The organism is Terriglobus aquaticus (genome assembly GCF_025685415.1).
Classification (GTDB): domain Bacteria; phylum Acidobacteriota; class Terriglobia; order Terriglobales; family Acidobacteriaceae; genus Terriglobus; species Terriglobus aquaticus.
Genome location: NZ_JAGSYB010000001.1, coordinates 3533010 through 3548893, shown reverse-complemented (window position 1 = coordinate 3548893; position 15884 = coordinate 3533010). Strand labels below are relative to the sequence as shown.

Annotated in this window: 13 protein-coding genes; 11 read left to right on the top strand and 2 right to left on the bottom strand. The window is 63.9% G+C overall.

Annotated elements, in window-relative coordinates; all coding sequences use genetic code 11:
* Positions 1-122 precede the first annotated feature (122 nt).
* Positions 123-1046 (top strand): N-acetylmuramic acid 6-phosphate etherase, encoded by a 924-nt coding sequence (gene murQ / locus OHL12_RS14655; RefSeq protein ID WP_263414560.1) that lies wholly within the window; start codon positions 123-125, stop codon positions 1044-1046.
* A 16-nt stretch (positions 1047-1062) separates the two neighbouring features.
* On the top strand, positions 1063-2385 hold the full coding sequence (locus OHL12_RS14650; RefSeq protein WP_263414559.1) for an MFS transporter: 1323 nt from the start codon (positions 1063-1065) through the stop codon (positions 2383-2385).
* Positions 2386-2453: 68 nt separating this feature from the next.
* Here the strand turns inward: OHL12_RS14650 and OHL12_RS14645 are convergent, their stop codons facing one another.
* A complete protein-coding gene (locus OHL12_RS14645) occupies positions 2454-2999 on the bottom strand; it encodes a type 1 glutamine amidotransferase domain-containing protein (protein ID WP_263414558.1) in 546 nt (181 codons plus the stop codon).
* 133 nt (positions 3000-3132) lie between these two features.
* On the opposite strand from OHL12_RS14645, the gene OHL12_RS14640 reads away from it, so the two are divergent.
* From OHL12_RS14640 to dut, 4 genes are all read left to right on the top strand, one after another.
* Complete coding sequence (locus OHL12_RS14640; protein WP_263414557.1) at positions 3133-5148, top strand: ATP-dependent DNA ligase; 2016 nt, start codon at positions 3133-3135, stop codon at positions 5146-5148.
* Positions 5149-5244: 96 nt separating this feature from the next.
* The gene (locus tag OHL12_RS14635; RefSeq protein WP_263414556.1) at positions 5245-5559 is read left to right on the top strand and encodes a hypothetical protein; all 315 of its coding nucleotides are present in this window, start codon (positions 5245-5247) and stop codon (positions 5557-5559) included.
* Between the two features lie 43 nt (positions 5560-5602).
* Positions 5603-6646 (top strand): aldo/keto reductase, encoded by a 1044-nt coding sequence (locus OHL12_RS14630; protein WP_263414555.1) that lies wholly within the window; start codon positions 5603-5605, stop codon positions 6644-6646.
* 444 nt (positions 6647-7090) lie between these two features.
* Positions 7091-7534 carry a dUTP diphosphatase gene (dut, locus tag OHL12_RS14625; RefSeq protein WP_263414554.1) on the top strand — a complete coding sequence of 148 codons (444 nt, stop codon included), beginning with the start codon at positions 7091-7093 and terminating at the stop codon, positions 7532-7534.
* A 43-nt stretch (positions 7535-7577) separates the two neighbouring features.
* Here the strand turns inward: dut and OHL12_RS14620 are convergent, their stop codons facing one another.
* A complete protein-coding gene (locus OHL12_RS14620; protein WP_263414553.1) occupies positions 7578-7964 on the bottom strand; it encodes an SseB family protein in 387 nt (128 codons plus the stop codon).
* Between the two features lie 68 nt (positions 7965-8032).
* On the opposite strand from OHL12_RS14620, the gene OHL12_RS14615 reads away from it, so the two are divergent.
* Genes OHL12_RS14615 through OHL12_RS14595 form a run of 5 tightly spaced genes read left to right on the top strand, consistent with a single transcriptional unit; the run spans position 8033 to position 15840 of the window.
* The gene (locus tag OHL12_RS14615; protein ID WP_263414552.1) at positions 8033-9085 is read left to right on the top strand and encodes an aldo/keto reductase; all 1053 of its coding nucleotides are present in this window, start codon (positions 8033-8035) and stop codon (positions 9083-9085) included.
* 38 nt (positions 9086-9123) lie between these two features.
* Positions 9124-10620, top strand: a complete 1497-nt coding sequence (locus OHL12_RS14610; RefSeq protein ID WP_263414551.1) for an MHYT domain-containing protein — start codon at positions 9124-9126, stop codon at positions 10618-10620.
* Positions 10617-13208 carry a phosphoribosylformylglycinamidine synthase subunit PurL gene (gene purL / locus OHL12_RS14605; protein WP_399261864.1) on the top strand — a complete coding sequence of 864 codons (2592 nt, stop codon included), beginning with the start codon at positions 10617-10619 and terminating at the stop codon, positions 13206-13208. The genes OHL12_RS14610 and purL overlap by 4 nt, the downstream gene beginning before the upstream one ends.
* Positions 13205-14680, top strand: a complete 1476-nt coding sequence (gene purF / locus OHL12_RS14600) for an amidophosphoribosyltransferase (protein ID WP_263414550.1) — start codon at positions 13205-13207, stop codon at positions 14678-14680. Before purL ends, purF begins: the two co-directional genes overlap by 4 nt.
* The gene (locus OHL12_RS14595; RefSeq protein ID WP_263414549.1) at positions 14680-15840 is read left to right on the top strand and encodes an MFS transporter; all 1161 of its coding nucleotides are present in this window, start codon (positions 14680-14682) and stop codon (positions 15838-15840) included. Before purF ends, OHL12_RS14595 begins: the two co-directional genes overlap by 1 nt.
* Positions 15841-15884: the final 44 nt, after the last annotated feature.

Below are 15884 nucleotides of genomic sequence, written 5' to 3'. Positions count from 1 at the left end.
TCATTGGTCCGCCGCAGATGTTGACGCGCTCACATCCGCGCAGCAACCCGGTCATGAAGCTGGACCACTCGGCGTGAGACCGCACTACAGAGGACGCCAGCGAGATCGCGGATACTGGAGTCATGGAAGCCAACCTGGGCACGCTGCTGACCGAAACGCGCAACTCGCGCTCCGCCGACATTGACACCCTGCCGACGGAGCAGATGCTGCGACTGATCAACGAGGAAGACGCAACCGTCGCAGCCCGCGTGGCAGAGACGATTCCGGCGATCGCGCAGGCGGTGGACGCGATTGCGGAGCGGGTGCGCCAGGGCGGCCGGCTGTACTACATCGGCGCTGGCACCAGCGGCCGGCTCGGTGTGCTGGACGCGTCGGAGTGTCCGCCCACCTACTCGGTCCCGCGCGACATGGTGCAGGGTCTGATCGCGGGAGGCGACCCGGCGCTGCGCGTGAGCGAGGAAGGCGCGGAGGACTCGCGCGAGCGTGGTGTGCAGGACTTGGTGGCCAATGGCTTCGGCCAATCCGCAGGGCTGGACGTGCTGGTCGGTATCGCGGCGAGCGGGCGCACGCCTTACGTGCTGGGTGCCATGGAGCACGCACGCGATGCGGGCTGCCTCGTGATCGGGCTCTCGTGTGTTCCGGGGTCGGCGGTGGAGCAGGCAGCCGATCTCGCGATCACACCGGCCACCGGGCCGGAGGTAATCACCGGTTCCACGCGCATGAAGGCGGGCACGGCGACGAAGCTGGTGCTCAACATGCTCTCCACCGGCCTGATGGTGAAGCTGGGCTATGTGTTGGGCAACCTGATGGTCAACGTCGCCCCGACCAATGCCAAGCTGGTCGATCGTGCGGAGCGCATTGTGATGGAGGTCACGGGTGTGTCGCGCGAGCGGGCCAGCGGCCTTTTGCGCGAGGGCGGCAACGTGAAAACTGCAATCGTTATGGCCGCGCGCGGAGGCAGCCGCGAGCAGGCCGAAGCCCAGTTGCAGGCTGCGAACGGCGTATTGCGCGCTGCGCTTGCGGCCGCGCCGGGCACCGCGGCGTAACATCGAAAGAGCCACGATGTCTGCACGATCCGACGCCTCCTCGCCAACTTCAGTCCCTGTTCAGCCCAAAGCTCCACTTGCCTTCCTGGGCATGTGCTGCGGCGTGGGCGTCTCCACCATGTACCTGGCGCAGCCGTTGCTGCCGGAGATCGCAGCGAGCTTCCACGTGGGTGCCGCACAGGCCGGCCTGGTTGCGGTAGCGACGCAGGTGGGCTACGCCGCCGGCCTGCTGTGCTGCGTTCCGCTGGGCGACATTGTGGAACGCCGCGGCCTGATGACGAAGCTGTATGCCGCCGTTGCGGTTGCGCTGCTGCTGGTGGCCGTAGCACCCACCCTGCCGCTGCTAGTGCTGGCCAGCACAGTTGCGGGCGCGCTCGCCTGTGTCACGCACGTTGCTCTGCCCATTGCGCCCGACCTGGCCAAGCCAAAGGAGCGTGGCAAGGCGATCGGCATTGTGATGACCGGCCTGTTGCTCGGCGTGCTGCTGGCACGTACGTTTGCTGGCTGGATCAACGACGCTGTGGTGTACCTGGAGCGCGGCACGCGCTGGAACATCCCTGGCTGGCGTGTGGTCTTTCTGATCGCGGCGATCATCTCCGCGGGCTTTGCACCGGCAATTCGCCGGCTGATGCCGGTACTGCCGCCCAAGCAGAAGCTGCGCTACGCGGACGCCATGCGATCGCTGTGGACGGTTTTCCGCGAAGAGCCGCTGCTGCGCGAAAGCTGCCTGATGGGCGCGCTCGTCTTTGGCTCGTTTTCCGTGTTCTGGAATACGCTCGCATTCGCGCTGCAAGCGCACGGGCTGGGCGCGGGGATTGCGGGCAGCTTCGGCCTGGTGGGCGCGGCAGGTGCGCTGATGGCGTCGTTTGCGGGCAAACTGAGCGACCAGCGCGGACCGCGCTATGTCATGTCGATGGCGTTGGCGATCCTGGGCACGTCCTACTGCATGGTCTACGGCACAGAGCGGCTGGCCCAGCACCAGGAGCACACCGCCCACCTGCAGGTGTGGCTGTACCTGGCACTGCTGGCTGTCGCCGTGATCGTGATGGACGTGGGCGCGCAGGCGTCACAGATTGCGAACCAGACACGCATCTTTGCGCTGCGGCCCGACGCACGCTCGCGTATCAACACGGTCTACATGGTCAGCTACTTCACTGGCGCGGCGATCTCCTCGGCCCTGAGCACGCTGGCCTGGCAGCACCTTGGCGTCAACGGCATCAGCGGGCTGTCCGTGCTGCTGGTGGCACTTGCAGTGCTGCGGCATGTGACGGGTCAGAAGCAGATCTACCGGCGGCCGCCGTCTCTCCCAGACGCAGAGCCGGCGATGTTTGAGATGTAGAAGATCGATCCCGGCACCAAAGCGGCAGACCTCCCGGACACTCCGGGAGGTCTGCTGCTTTTCCGTAGCTACTTGCTGAGTGCCTGAATGATCTCGCGACTGAACGCGGGGATGTCTTCGGGCTTGCGGCTGGTGATGAACTGTCCATCGACAACCACTTCCTTGTCCACCCAGTTCGCACCGGCGTTCTGCAGATCGGTGTGAACGGACGGCCAGGAGGTCATGGTCTTTCCCTTGACTACGCCCGCTTCGATCAGCGTCCACGGCCCGTGACAGATCGCAGCGGTGGGCTTGCCGGTCTCCACGAACCGCTTGACGAAGCTCACCGCATCGGCGTCGATGCGCAGCTTGTCGGGATTGATCTGACCGCCAGGCAACACCAGGGCGTCGAACTGCTGCGGATCCGCCTCACTCACCTGCGCATCCACGTCGACGGACTCGCCCCAATCCGTCTTGTCCCAGCCTTTGATCTGTTTCGGCGTCGCCTGCACGGAAAGCACGGTGACGGTGGCACCGGCTTCCTCCAGGTTCTGCTTCGGTCCGGTCAGTTCGACCTGTTCAAAACCGTCGGTTGCCAGAATGGCAACTTTCTTTCCTTTCAACTCTCCAGCCATACCTATCTCCAAGCGGGCCAAGGCCGCGCACCACACCTTCGGATGCGCCGGGATACACGGTCTGACAGGCTGGGGTCCCGCCGCTTTACGACAGCGGGACGCCGCGGCGCATCTATGGGTAGCGGGTGCAACGATGAGCCTTTACCTTCCCATGGCACAGTTGGCCGACGAGTTGGCCGCCACCAGCAGCAAGCTGAAGAAACGAGCGGCCATTGCGGCCGGCTTGCTGGCAGCGCGGGATGCCGGTACAGCCGAGCGTGGCGAGGCGGAAGACGGCCTGCGCGACGCCGGCCTGTTCGCGATGTACCTGGCAGGCACACCCTTCGCCGAGTTCGACGCCCGCAAGTTGAGCATTGGCGGCGCGATGATGTCGCGCGTGATCCGCGACATCGTGAACCCGACGGATGCAGAGTTCACCGCGGCGTTTCGCCGGTATGGAGACCTGGGCGCTGCTACAGGAGACTTGTGGGCGGAGAAGGGCCACACGCCTGCGCCGTCACTCACTTACGCAGGCATTGCCGAGAGTTTTGCCGAGATCGCCGTCGCGAAGACGACGGCAATCCGGCAGCAGCTGCTGACGGACCTGCTGCGCATCGCGACGCCCGTGGAAGCCAAGTACCTGGTGAAGCTCATGCTGGGTGACATGCGCATCGGCGTGAAGCAGGCGTTGATCGAGGAAGCGGTCGCAGTCGCCAGCGAGCAGCCGCTAGAGGCCGTGCGCAATGCCATCACGCTGGAAGCCGACCTGGCGGACGCGGTACGCAAAGCCTTCCAGGGGCGCCTTGCCGAGGCGCGTATGCGGCTGTTCCATCCGCTCGGGTTCATGCTGGCGTCGCCGGTGGACACGCCGGAAGAGGCGGTGAAGCGCTTCTCCGCAGTGCCTGAACCTGAGCCCGACGAGGCCGCGGAAAAGCCGAAGAAGCGCAAGAAAAAGGTTGCTGCCGCGGAGGCAGATGTGCCAGAGCAGCCCGTCGAGGAAAACGCGCCCGCTGACTCCAACGACCCGGTCGAGCGCGAGCAGATTGCGCTGGATGCGGTGCACATTGACGCGCAGATTGAAGACAAATATGACGGCATGCGCGTGCAACTGCACTGCGGCGATGCGTCACAACCGGGGCGCGTCGCGCTGTACTCCCGCAACCGCGAAGACGTGACGGTCAGCTATCCGGAGATCGCCGAAGCCTTTGCCCGCGTGACGCCGGAGGTTCTCGGTGACGCGAGCGGCTCAGGGCTGATTCTCGATGGTGAGGTGCTGGCGTGGGACGTGCGCGAGCACCGCGCGCTTCCCTTTGCCGTACTCAGCCCCCGTATCGGCCGCAAGCGCGTGACCAACGACGTGCGCCGCGGAACTCCCGTAGTCTTCATGTGTTTCGACATCCTCTTCGCGGGAGGTTCGCTTCTGCTGGACCTGCCGCTGCGCGAGCGCCGGCAGCGTTTGCAGGCTGTGGTCAACAGCATTGAGCGCGTCACGTGTTCGCCGCTGGAAACGCCCGCGCCCATGCCGAAAGGTGGGCTCTTTGTCGACGATGGCGTGAGCAAGGCGCAGGGCGAACAGCGGCTGCTGCTGAGCGAAGTGCGCCACGCCGCCAGCGCCGAAGACTTGGATCGCGCCTACGTTTCCGCCCGCGACCGCGGCAACGAAGGTGTGATGATCAAGGCATTGAGTTCGGCCTACCAACCGGGCCGGCGCGGCATCAGTTGGGTAAAACTGAAGCGCACGCTCGACACGCTGGATGTCGTGATCACCGGCGCGGAATACGGAAACGGCCGCAAGTCGCAATTTTTGAGCGACTACACCTTTGCCGTGCGCGACGCCGACGGATTGCTGAAGAATGTGGGTAAGGCATACAGCGGTGTGACGGACGCGGAGATCGCCGAACTGACCGAGTGGCTGAAGGCGCACACGCTGGAGGACTATGGCCACTTCCGCACGGTTGAGCCGCTGATGATCCTGGAGGTCGCGTTCAACAACATCATGCGTTCCGACCGTCACGCCAGCGGCTTCGCCCTGCGATTCCCGCGCATCCTCCAGATTCGCCGCGACAAACCGCTGGACGAGATCGACACGGTCGCGCGGGTAGAAGAGATCTACCAGTCCCAGCCCGATAAGCCGGTGGAAACGGCTGAAGCCTCCCAGCAGGCCTCTTGATTCCAGGCGGGGCGAAGGTACACTGGAGACGCATGAGCAGCGGCGAAAACATCGTTCAGACCGTCAAGACAGCCATTCAGGATGTGGTTGCTCCGGATGCGTGAACTGAAGGTAAAGGTCGAGTCGCTGCGCGAGCAGATCGCGTCCGTCGACAAGCGGCTTTCCGAGCAGATAGCGTCGGTCGACAAGCGCCTCTCTGAGCAGATCTCAGCGTTGGAACGGCACATCAGCGACAAGTTCGAGGCCTCGCACGCCCGCACTGACGCACAGTTCCACGCCCTTCTGGCAGCCATCAACCAGAGCAAGGCAGAGAATGAGCTTGTGGTCTACAAGCAGGTTTCCGCGCTGGCGGAGCGCGTTTCCGTAATCGAAGCCAAGCTGCAGCAGCAGACTGAAGCCCGCGCGGCATAGTTCGACGCTGTGCCCTCGCGCGCTCGCGAGCATCTGAACTTGCATGGAGTTTCGACAGCTAGGCAAGAGCGGTCTGCAGGTCCCGGTACTGTGCTACGGCACGGGCACATTCGGCGGCCACAACAACGACTTCTTCAAAAAGTGGGGAACCTCAGACGTCGCGGAGGCGCGCGAGCTGATCGACACCTGCATGGAAGCAGGCGTCAATTTCTTCGATACTGCGGACGTGTATTCGAACGGAGCATCGGAAGAAGTTCTGGGCGAAGCCATCTCCCACCTCCCGCGCGAGTCCGTTCTGCTCAGCACCAAGACTACCTTCCGCTTTGGCCCCGGCGAGAACAACGTGGGGTCGTCGCGCCTGCACATCACGCAGCAGGTTGAAGGCAGTCTCAAGCGCCTGAAGACGGACTACATCGACGTCTACCACATGCATGCGTTCGATGCCCTGACCCCGATCGAAGAGACGTTGAACACGCTCGACAAGCTGGTGCGCGAGGGCAAGGTGCGCTACATCGCCTGCTCCAACTTCAGTGGATGGCACCTGCAGCGATCGCTGGACGTGAGCGAACGATATGGGTGGGCGCGCTACGTGGCGCACCAGGCCTATTACTCCCTCGTGGGTCGCGACTACGAGTGGGAACTGATGCCGCTGGGCCTTGCCGAGGGCGTAGGGTGCCTGGTCTGGAGCCCGCTCGGGTGGGGACGCCTGACCGGCCGCATTCGCCGCGGGCAGCCAGCACCCAAGGACAGCCGCATCGGCCAGGGTGGAGCCGACGCCGGGCCCGAAGTGGAGGACGAATACCTGTACAAGGTCGTCGACGCCCTGGACAAGGTTGCGGCCGAAACCGGTAAGTCGGTCCCCCAAATTGCGCTGAACTGGCTCCTGCAGAAGCCCACGGTCAGCAGCCTCGTCATCGGAGCCCGCAAGAAAGAGCAGCTGCAGGCGAACCTTGCCGCGGCGGAGTTCCGGCTCACGCGCGAGCAGGTCGCCGCACTGGACGCGGCTAGCGACCGCCCGGTGCCGTACCCGTATTGGCACCAGCGGCAGTTTCAGGAGCGGAACCCGATTCCACCGTCCGTTCGGTAGCAGACACACCGCAGCCGGGGTGTTCGGATCGCGAGGAGCAGTCGCCGGTCCGAACGCTCCGGTGTGTCAGAAAAATACAGTTCCGATTCGGTCCAAGTTCCCCAAATTGCGTCTAACGGAGTATTGCGTGCAGTTAGGAGGATGTGGTTTGTCTTCCCCAGCCGCAAACCGGGTAACGCAGGAGTGCAGATGATGGTGGAACGTGTTTGTTCCGGATGCGGGCACAGCAATCTGCGTCGGAGCAGCCGACAGGGCTTCATGGAGAGGTTCGTCTTTGCCCTGGTCGGCATGTATCCGTGGCGTTGCCGCGCTTGCAGCGCCCGGACCATGCTGCGGGACCGCGGTGAATCGCGCCGCCATAGGCGCGCGGTTCAGACTTACGAACAGACCTGATCTCTGCTGGCTTCCACAGGCGTAAGCCGTCGGCAGCGGTATGCTGACCCCATGCTTCAGGTCTCCGTTGCCCGCCTGCACCCCGACGCCAAACTGCCGCGTTACGCGCACCATGGCCCATACGGTGACTTGGCCGCAGACCTGTACAGCGTTGCTCCCGCAACGGTGATGCCGCAGCAGACCTGCGTAGTTCCGACCGGGCTGGCGATGGCGTTTCCTCCCGAATATGGTGCGCTGGTCGAGGACCGCAGCGGACTCGCCATGCGAGGCATCACCACGCTGGCAGGCGTGATCGATCCGGGCTACCGCGGCGAAATCAAAGTTGTGCTGATCAATGTGACGGATGCTCCGGTGACCCTGGCCGCAGGAGACCGGGTTGCACAGTTGCGCCTAGTGCGGCGCATCGAGGCGGAGTTTGTCGAAGTCGCCGCGATGGACGACTCGCAGCAGGCGACGGTCCGCGGTGCAGGCGGCTTTGGTTCCACCGGGCGATAGTGCTCCGCTCCAAGGCAACGAACGGCGCGGCCTGCGGAACCGGCTAGTTGATTGGCACCGGCGAGAAGTTACGCACAATCTGCTGAACCCCCGCGGCTGAAAACTGGATGGCCGCGTCCATGCCCGGATTGATCACCAGGCCGATGTCGCGCGGGATAGCCCGCAGCCAGGCCAAGGCTTCGATCTCGACACAGAAGCCCGCCATGTGCCGGAATGCGTCCGCATAGGACGGCTCCGTGAATGCGGCGACGAATGTTTCGTTCCCCTTGTCGAGCAGGATGGGTCGGATCTCGCTCAGTTCGGTGAGCACCTCCGTCCGGCTGGGGACGGCGATTGTGCTGTGGACCAGGGCGGCGATGAAGTCCTGCTGCGACAAGCTCCCGGCGCGTGCCGCTAGGATCGCCCGATCGAGATCGTTGGATGGTTCCATGCTCGTTCAGCATACGGTCCGCCGCTGCGCCGCGCCGCCTCTGCTGCTGCGGAGCATCCAATGCGGTGATGAAGCCGAACGATTTGCGTACCCTGGGCCGCTCCGGCCTCCTGGTCTCTCCCGTTGCCCTGGGCACCATGACCTTCGGAACGCCGCGGTGGGGATCGCCGGACGATGTGAGCGAGCAGGTCTTCCGCGCCTACATCGACGCCGGCGGCAACTTCCTTGACACGGCGGACGTGTATGCAAAGGGCCGCAGCGAGGAACTGCTGGGTGGCTACATCGCGGAGGCCGGACTGCGCGACGACGTGGTGCTGGCGACCAAGTACACCTTCAACCCCAACCCGGGACGGCCGCTGCTGGGCGGCAACAGCCGCAAGAACCTCATTCGTGCGCTGGAGGGATCGCTGCGCCGCCTGCGCACCGACTATGTGGACCTGCTCTGGATGCACGCCTGGGACCAGGTGACGCCGATCGACGAAGTCCTGCAATCCATGGGCGACCTGATTCGCGCTGGCAAGATTCGCTACTTCGGCTTGTCTGACGTGCCAGCCTGGTACGCCACACGCATAGCGACGCTGGCGGAGGCACGGGGCGTTCCCGGCCCGATCGCCCTGCAGATGGAGTACTCGCTGACCAGCCGTGAGATCGAAGCGGAATACGTGAAGGCGGCGGAGGTGTGCGGCATGGGCATTACGCCCTGGAGTCCGCTGGCAGCAGGCTTTCTGGCCGGCAAGTATTCGCGCAACGCCAGCGGCAGCGCACAGCAGGGAGGCGGCCGGCTGGACCTGAACCTCCCCTCGTTCCAGAAGTTCACGGAGCGGAACTGGCAGGTGCTGGAGCGCGTGCGGCAGGTGGCTGCCGAGGCTGGCTTAGACCTCGCCCAGATGGCGCTGGCCTGGGTGTACAGTCGGCCAGGCGTGACCTCGACCATTCTGGGCGCGAAGACGGTCGAGCAGTTGCGCAGCAATCTGGCGGCGCTCGATCTGCAACTTTCGCGGGAGCAGGTGGAGGCACTGGACCGGGCAAGCGCGACCGAACCCACCAGCATGGACCGCTTTTTCTCGCCGGCGGGCAAGAAAATGATCTTCGCCGGAGCGGAAGTTCACCGTGCCTTCTGACGGCTATCGCCTGTAAGCTGGGGGCGGAGAAACTCGCTTTGCCCGGCTACTTCGATTTGTGGACGGTCTTGTTCTCGTTTGTCATCGCCTCGCTCGCGGGCTACGTCGCGTTCGAGTCGATCGAACACACGCGCTACAGCACCCGGCCCGAGCTCTGGACTTTCATCAGCGGTGCCACGCTCGGTCTAGGCATCTGGTCCATGCACTTTGTCGGGATGCTGGCGTGGAAACCGCCTTTTCCGCTGTACTACGCGTTGGATCGAACCCTGTTGTCGGTTCTTGCCGCCGTGGTCGCTTCATGGCTGGCAGTGCGCATTACTATTCGCCATCGCGCCGGAGCGAAGCGCAACCACATGCTGGCCGGAGCCCTGCTGGTTGGGGCAGGCATTTGCGGCATGCACTACATCGGCATGAGCGCCCTGCGCTTCACGGAGCCCGAGATGTGGAGCCGGCCGCTGGTGCTGCTGTCTGCGCTGATTGCGTTTGGCGCATCGTTCGTTGCGCTGGACCTGTTCCGCCGCAGTGGACGGGGCGAGTTTAGCGCACGCCGCCAGGCTATCGCTTCGCTGGTACTGGGTCTGGCGATTTGCGGCATGCACTACACCGGTATGTTTGCGATGATGCTGCCTGCAGGCGCAACCAGCGTGGTCGGTCCGAACTCGTTCAGCGGTGCGGAACTGGGGCGCGTTGGTGTTGGGAATGCGCTTATCTTCACCGTTGGACTCCTGGTGGTCTTTTCGCGGGACAAGGTGCGCCTGCTGGAAGCGACAAACCAGGCCCGCTTCGCCGCGCAGGAAGCTACTCGCAGTGCGGAACGTCTGAGCGCGGCCGGCAAGATCGCCGCCTCGATCTCTCACGAAATCAACAATCCGTTGGAAGCCGTCACAAACCTGCTGTATCTGGCCGAGCACGGCAATGTTGGCGAGGCCGAGCGCGAATACCTTCGTATGGCGCAGGACGAACTTGCCCGCATTGCCGAAATTACGGCACATACGCTGAAGTTCTACCGTCAGCAGGGCGCGCCCACCTCCACGTCACTGGCCGAACTGTTTGAATCGGCGCTGGTGATTTTTGACAAACGGCTGAAGAGGGCGGGCATCGTCGTCAACAAGGACTGGGATCCCGCCGCACCGCGAGTGACGTGCCGCGCCGGTGAGATTCGGCAGGTCTTTGCCAACCTGGTCGGCAACGCGATCGACGCCATGCCGCTGGGAGGCCGGCTGGACCTGTCCGTGCAGAAATACAAGGACGGCGTGCAGGTGGTTGCCGCCGACACCGGCCAGGGTATCTCTGAGGCGGACCAGGCGCGCATCCTTGAGCCGTTTTTCACGACCAAGGGTGCCAGTGGCACCGGGCTGGGTCTCTCCATTTCGGCCGAAATCCTGCAGCGTCACGGCGGCACGATGCAGTTCACCAGCAGCACGCGGCAGGGTGCGTCCGGCACGCAGTTTGTGCTCTACCTGCCGGCAACTCCTCCGGGAGAACCGGCCAGCACTCCGATTGCACAGGAGGAGCGTGCGACACTAGCTGTGTGAGCCAGCCCACAGCCAGCACCCACGAGGCGGAGGTCGCGGTCACGGGAACACCGGTTGCACCGTCCGCCCCGCACGACGTACCCAGGCCCATTCAGGCAACGCCCGCACAGCTTGCCGGGCTGCTGAAAACCCACAGCATTACCGAAGACGAGTACGCAAAGATCCTCGCCGCGCTCGGCCGCACCCCGTCGTTGACGGAGCTGGGTATTTACAGCGTGATGTGGTCAGAGCACTGCTCGTACAAGTCGAGCCGCGTTCACCTGAAGCGCTTGCCGACGAAGGGCGATCGCACCAGCGGCCCCGGAGCGGTGGTACAGGGTCCGGGCGAGAACGCTGGCATTATTGACGTGGGCGACGGCTGGGCCTGCGCGTTCAAGATTGAATCGCACAATCACCCCAGCTACATTGAGCCGTACCAGGGCGCCGCAACCGGCGTGGGCGGCATTCTGCGCGACATCTTCACCATGGGCGCGCGACCCCTGGCTGTAATGGATTCCTTGCGCTTCGGCCCGCTGCTGCCGGAGAAGCAGGGATCAGGCGATAGGGCTCAGGCAACAGCTCAGACGTCCGTCGAGGCGACGGAGCCCTTCCACGGCGCGACCGAAGACACCTCAGAAGAAGCAGACGCTGCGACTGCATCCGCGGCGAGTGTTGCCTCTTCCCTCAGCCCTGTTCCCTCTGCCGCCATCGACTACGCGAAGAACCGCAGCGTTATGGAAGGCGTCGTGCATGGCGTCGCTGGCTACGGTAATTGCTTCGGCGTTCCGAACCTGGGTGGCGAGACGCGTTTTGAGATCTGCTACAGCGGGAATCCGCTGCTGAACGCCTTTGCGCTCGGCCTTGTGCGCCACGATGAGATCTTCTATGCCAAGGCCACCGGCGTCGGCAACCCGGTGATTTACGTGGGCGCGAAGACGGGCCGCGACGGCATTCACGGCGCGACCATGGCCAGCGAAGAATTCACCGAAGGCAGCGAGCAGAAGCGGCCCAACGTCCAGATGGGCGACCCGTTCCTGGAAAAGCTGCTGCTGGAAGCCTGCCTTGAGGCGATGAAGACCGGTGCGGTTGCCGGCATTCAGGATATGGGCGCCGCCGGCCTTACCTGCTCCACCTGTGAGATGGGCGCGCGCGGTGGCGTGGGTCTCGAGATCGAACTCGATCTGGTGCCGCAGCGCGACTCCGGCATGACCAGCTACGAGATCATGCTCTCTGAATCGCAGGAGCGCATGCTGCTGGTGGCCCACGCCGGCCGCGAGCAGGAAGTGCTGGACGTCTTCGACAAGTGGGGCCTCGACGCTTCGGTGGTCGGTACCGTAATTCCTGAAAACCGCATGCGCGTTCGCCACCACGGGGAACTGGTCGCGGACCTGTCCAATGAATCGCTCACCGATGACGCTCCGGTCTATCACCGTCCCGTGGGTACCTGGAAGGCGCCGATTGCCGCGGAGGCTCCCGCGCATGTGCTGGCCGAGATGCAGAAGCCGCGCGACTACACCGCGGATCTCAAGAAGCTGCTGGCGTCCGCGAACATCTGCTCCAAGCGCTACGTGTACGAGCAGTACGACAGCATGGTGCAGACCAACACTGTGTTCGGACCGGGTGAGGCTGAGGCGGGCGTCATCCGCATCAAGGGCACAGGTGATCCGCAGACTGGCAAGCCTGAGCGCGGCATCGCTATGGCGTTGGCTGGCAACGGCCGATGGACGTACCTGAACCCCAAGCTGGGCGCGATGCACGCCGTTGCCGAAGCTGCGCGCAAGGTGGCCTGCACCGGCGCCACGCCGGTCTCCGCAACCAACTGCCTGAACTTCGGCAATCCGCAAAAGCCGGAGATCATGGCGCAGCTTTCCAACGCCATCGACGGCATTGCGGAAGCCTGCACCGCGCTCGGCACACCCATCACCGGCGGCAATGTCTCGCTCTACAACGAGACCAAGGGCGAGGGCATCTACCCTACCCCTGTGCTCGGCATCGTCGGCATCCTGGACGACGTGACCAAGGCCATCCCGAGTGGATTTCAGCACAGCGGCGATTCAATCCTTCTGATCTTTCCGAAGGAAAAAGCCGGAGCCTCGCGCGATCCGTTCGCCATTCCGCCGCGCATGGGCATGACCGAATATGCGCGCGTGATCTTTGGTGCCGAGTGGGGCGAACTGCGCGCTCTGGATCTGAGCGACGAAGCCGCCGCGAACCGCTTTCTGGCGGAAGCGGCAGCGCAATCGCTACTGCACTCCGCGGCAGACATCGGCAGCGGCGGCTTGCCGGTAACGCTTGCGAAGTGTGCGCTTACGAACGGCATCGGCGTTCGCATCCAGTTCCCGGGTGAACCGCCCGCCGCAGCGTTGGCAAATTCTTTCCTGGAAGACGGCAATCTGCTGGTCACCTGCTCCCCTGACAATCTCGGCAAGGTGGAGAAGCTGGTGACTGACGCTGGCCTGATGAGCTACCCGCTTGGCAAAACCGGCGGCAACCGCTTGGAAGTAAACACGCCGGGCGGACACTTTCTGGACGCGTCGTTGGCGGAGTTGAAGGCTATCACAGAAGGCGCGCTGCACGAGGCGCTGGAAGCAGAGGTGGTGCTGGCATGATCGACGAAATGGAACCACTCGACATGCAGGCGCACGAGGCCGACGACCACTTTGACAAGCTGCGCGAAGAGTGCGGCGTCATGGCCATTTACAACCACCCGGACGCGGCGCGGCTGACCTACTGGGGCCTGTACTCGCTGCAGCATCGCGGCCAGGAGTCGGGCGGCATCGCTACCGCCGATGGCGAAGACATCCATGACCTGAAGGGCATGGGCCTGGTGAGTGAAATCTTCACCGACCCCGTACTCGCGAAGCTGCCTGGCAACCTTGCCATCGGGCACACGCGCTACTCCACCACCGGTGATTCCGCGCTGCTGAACGCGCAGCCAATCAAGGTGGAATCGACCAAGGGCCTGATCGCGATTGCGCACAACGGCAACCTGGTGAACCTGGGCACCGCGCGCGAGCGACTGGAACGGGACGGCGCGATCTTCCAGACCACCAGCGACTCCGAGATCATTGTGCAGTTGATTGCGCACTCCAGCGAGACCACGCTCGTGGATTGCATTGCCGATTCCCTGTCGCAAGTGGACGGCGCGTTTTCCATCGTCATGATGACGCGCAACCGCATCTTTGCGGCGCGCGATCCACATGGCTTCCGCCCACTTTCGATGGGCCGCATTCCTGGTACAGACGGTAAGCCTGACACGTTCGTCTTTGCCAGCGAGACGTGCGCCTTTGACCTGCTGCACGCAAAATACGAGCGTGATGTGGAGCCGGGCGAACTGGTCATGGTCAGTGAAGACGGCGTAACGTCGCGCTACTTCAACCGCGAGACGAAGCAGGCAAGCTGCGTGTTTGAGCACGTGTACTTCGCGCGGCCTGATTCGAAGATCTTCGGCCGCTGGGTGCAGAAGAGCCGTGAGGAGATGGGCCGGCAGCTTGCACGCGAGTCCGCGGTGCCGGTGGACCTGATCGTGCCCGTGCCGGACAGCGGTGTGACCGCTGCGCTTGGCTATGCATCGGAGAGCGGCGTGCCGTTCAACTTCGGCCTGATCCGCAACCACTACGTGGGCCGCACATTCATTCAGCCGGAGCAGCGCGTGCGTGACTTTGGCGTGCGCATGAAGCTCAATCCCGTTCGCGCATTGCTGGAAGGCAAGCGCGTGATGCTCATCGATGATTCGATCATCCGCGGCACGACCAGCCGCAAGATCGTGCGCATGGTGCGCGCAGCGGGCGCGAAAGAAGTGCACCTGCGCATTAGTTGTCCGCCGACGGTGTCGCCGTGCTTTTACGGTGTGGACACCCCGCACAAGCGCGACCTGATCGCGGCGAACAACTCTCTGGAAGAGATCACACGCTTCATCGAAGCGGACTCGCTGGCGTATCTGTCGCTGGACGGCTTGATTCACGCCTGCACGATCGGGGATGAGAAGCCAGTGCGCTACTGCACGGCATGCTACACGGGCGATTACCCGACACAGTGGGTGGATGTGGACGAGATCCTGCCTGCTGTCGCAAGCGCCTGATGCTGAAGAATCGCGCGCTGCTGGCGCTGGCGGTTGCCGCGTTTGGCATCGGCACGACCGAGTTCATCATCCTGGGCTTGCTGCCGGACCTGGCACGGGACTTTTCCGTGTCGATTCCAAAGGCGGGAACGCTGGTGACGGCGTACGCCCTGAGCGTAACCCTGGGATCGCCGTGGATCGCGCTGCTGGTGAGCCGCTGGGAGCGGCGGCGAGCGCTGGTGTTCCTGATGGGCATGTTTGTAGTCGGCAACGCCCTGTGCGCGCTGGCACCGAACTACGGCCTGCTGCTGGGGGCGCGCATCCTGACGGCGCTGTCGCACGGTGCGTTCTTCGGAATTGGCAGCATCGTTGCAGCGGGCCTGGTTCCACCAGAAAAGCGAGCACAGGCGATTGCGCTCATGTTTACCGGGCTGACGCTGGCGAATGTGCTGGGAGTGCCGGCGGGAACGGCGCTGGGTCAGCACTTCGGGTGGCGCATGTCGTTTGCCGCACTGATTCCGATCGGGCTTATGGCTGGCGCGGGGCTCCTGGCGTTTGTGCCGCGGCAGTGGCCGGAGACGATCGACCTCCGCAGCGAGTTCCGCACGGTACTGCGGCCCGGTGTGCAAGTCGTTCTGACAATGAGCACTCTTTCGAGCACGGCGATGTTCTGCGTCCTGACGTACATTACGCCTCTGCTGGAAAACGTGACGGGATTGACGCCACATGCGGTGACCAAGGTGCTGGTGATCTTCGGAGTCGCAATCACAATCGGCAACTTGGTCGGCGCGCGGCTGAGCGATTGGCGGCAGATCCCGGCTCTGTGGATTGGATATGGAACGCTGCTGGCGATCTTTCTAACACTGCCGTTTGCCGTGCGGAGCGTGGTGCCCAGCGTGATTGCTGTGTGCGCCTTCGGGATGGTGAACTTCGCCGCTGGAGCACCGCTGCAGGCGCGCATCGTGGAACAAGCGAAAGGCGCGCCCAATCTGCCGAGCACGCTCAATCAGGGCGCGTTCAACCTGGGCAATGCGTTGGGCGCCAGTCTGGGCGGCCTGGTGCTGACGCGCGGATTCGGCTACGGCCGGCTGAGTTATGCGAGCGCGGCTGTGACGACCGTAGTGCTGCTGGCGGTGCTGATCGCAGCTCGCCTGGAGCGGCGCGACGCAGTGGCAGCGTAACTGTTGACAGAAGATTCGGAAGCAAGTTTTGCTTGACGTCCTCT

What these genes read in the sequence shown, in the direction of transcription:
- murQ (WP_263414560.1), top strand. Translation starts at nt 123, where the DNA reads ATGGAAGCCAACCTGGGCACGCTGCTGACCGAAACGCGCAACTCGCGC.
- OHL12_RS14650 (WP_263414559.1), top strand. Translation starts at nt 1,063, where the DNA reads ATGTCTGCACGATCCGACGCCTCCTCGCCAACTTCAGTCCCTGTTCAG.
- OHL12_RS14645 (WP_263414558.1), bottom strand. Translation starts at nt 2,999, where the DNA reads ATGGCTGGAGAGTTGAAAGGAAAGAAAGTTGCCATTCTGGCAACCGAC.
- OHL12_RS14640 (WP_263414557.1), top strand. Translation starts at nt 3,133, where the DNA reads ATGAGCCTTTACCTTCCCATGGCACAGTTGGCCGACGAGTTGGCCGCC.
- OHL12_RS14635 (WP_263414556.1), top strand. Translation starts at nt 5,245, where the DNA reads ATGCGTGAACTGAAGGTAAAGGTCGAGTCGCTGCGCGAGCAGATCGCG.
- OHL12_RS14630 (WP_263414555.1), top strand. Translation starts at nt 5,603, where the DNA reads ATGGAGTTTCGACAGCTAGGCAAGAGCGGTCTGCAGGTCCCGGTACTG.
- dut (WP_263414554.1), top strand. Translation starts at nt 7,091, where the DNA reads ATGCTTCAGGTCTCCGTTGCCCGCCTGCACCCCGACGCCAAACTGCCG.
- OHL12_RS14620 (WP_263414553.1), bottom strand. Translation starts at nt 7,964, where the DNA reads ATGGAACCATCCAACGATCTCGATCGGGCGATCCTAGCGGCACGCGCC.
- OHL12_RS14615 (WP_263414552.1), top strand. Translation starts at nt 8,033, where the DNA reads ATGAAGCCGAACGATTTGCGTACCCTGGGCCGCTCCGGCCTCCTGGTC.
- purF (WP_263414550.1), top strand. Translation starts at nt 13,205, where the DNA reads ATGATCGACGAAATGGAACCACTCGACATGCAGGCGCACGAGGCCGAC.
- OHL12_RS14595 (WP_263414549.1), top strand. Translation starts at nt 14,680, where the DNA reads ATGCTGAAGAATCGCGCGCTGCTGGCGCTGGCGGTTGCCGCGTTTGGC.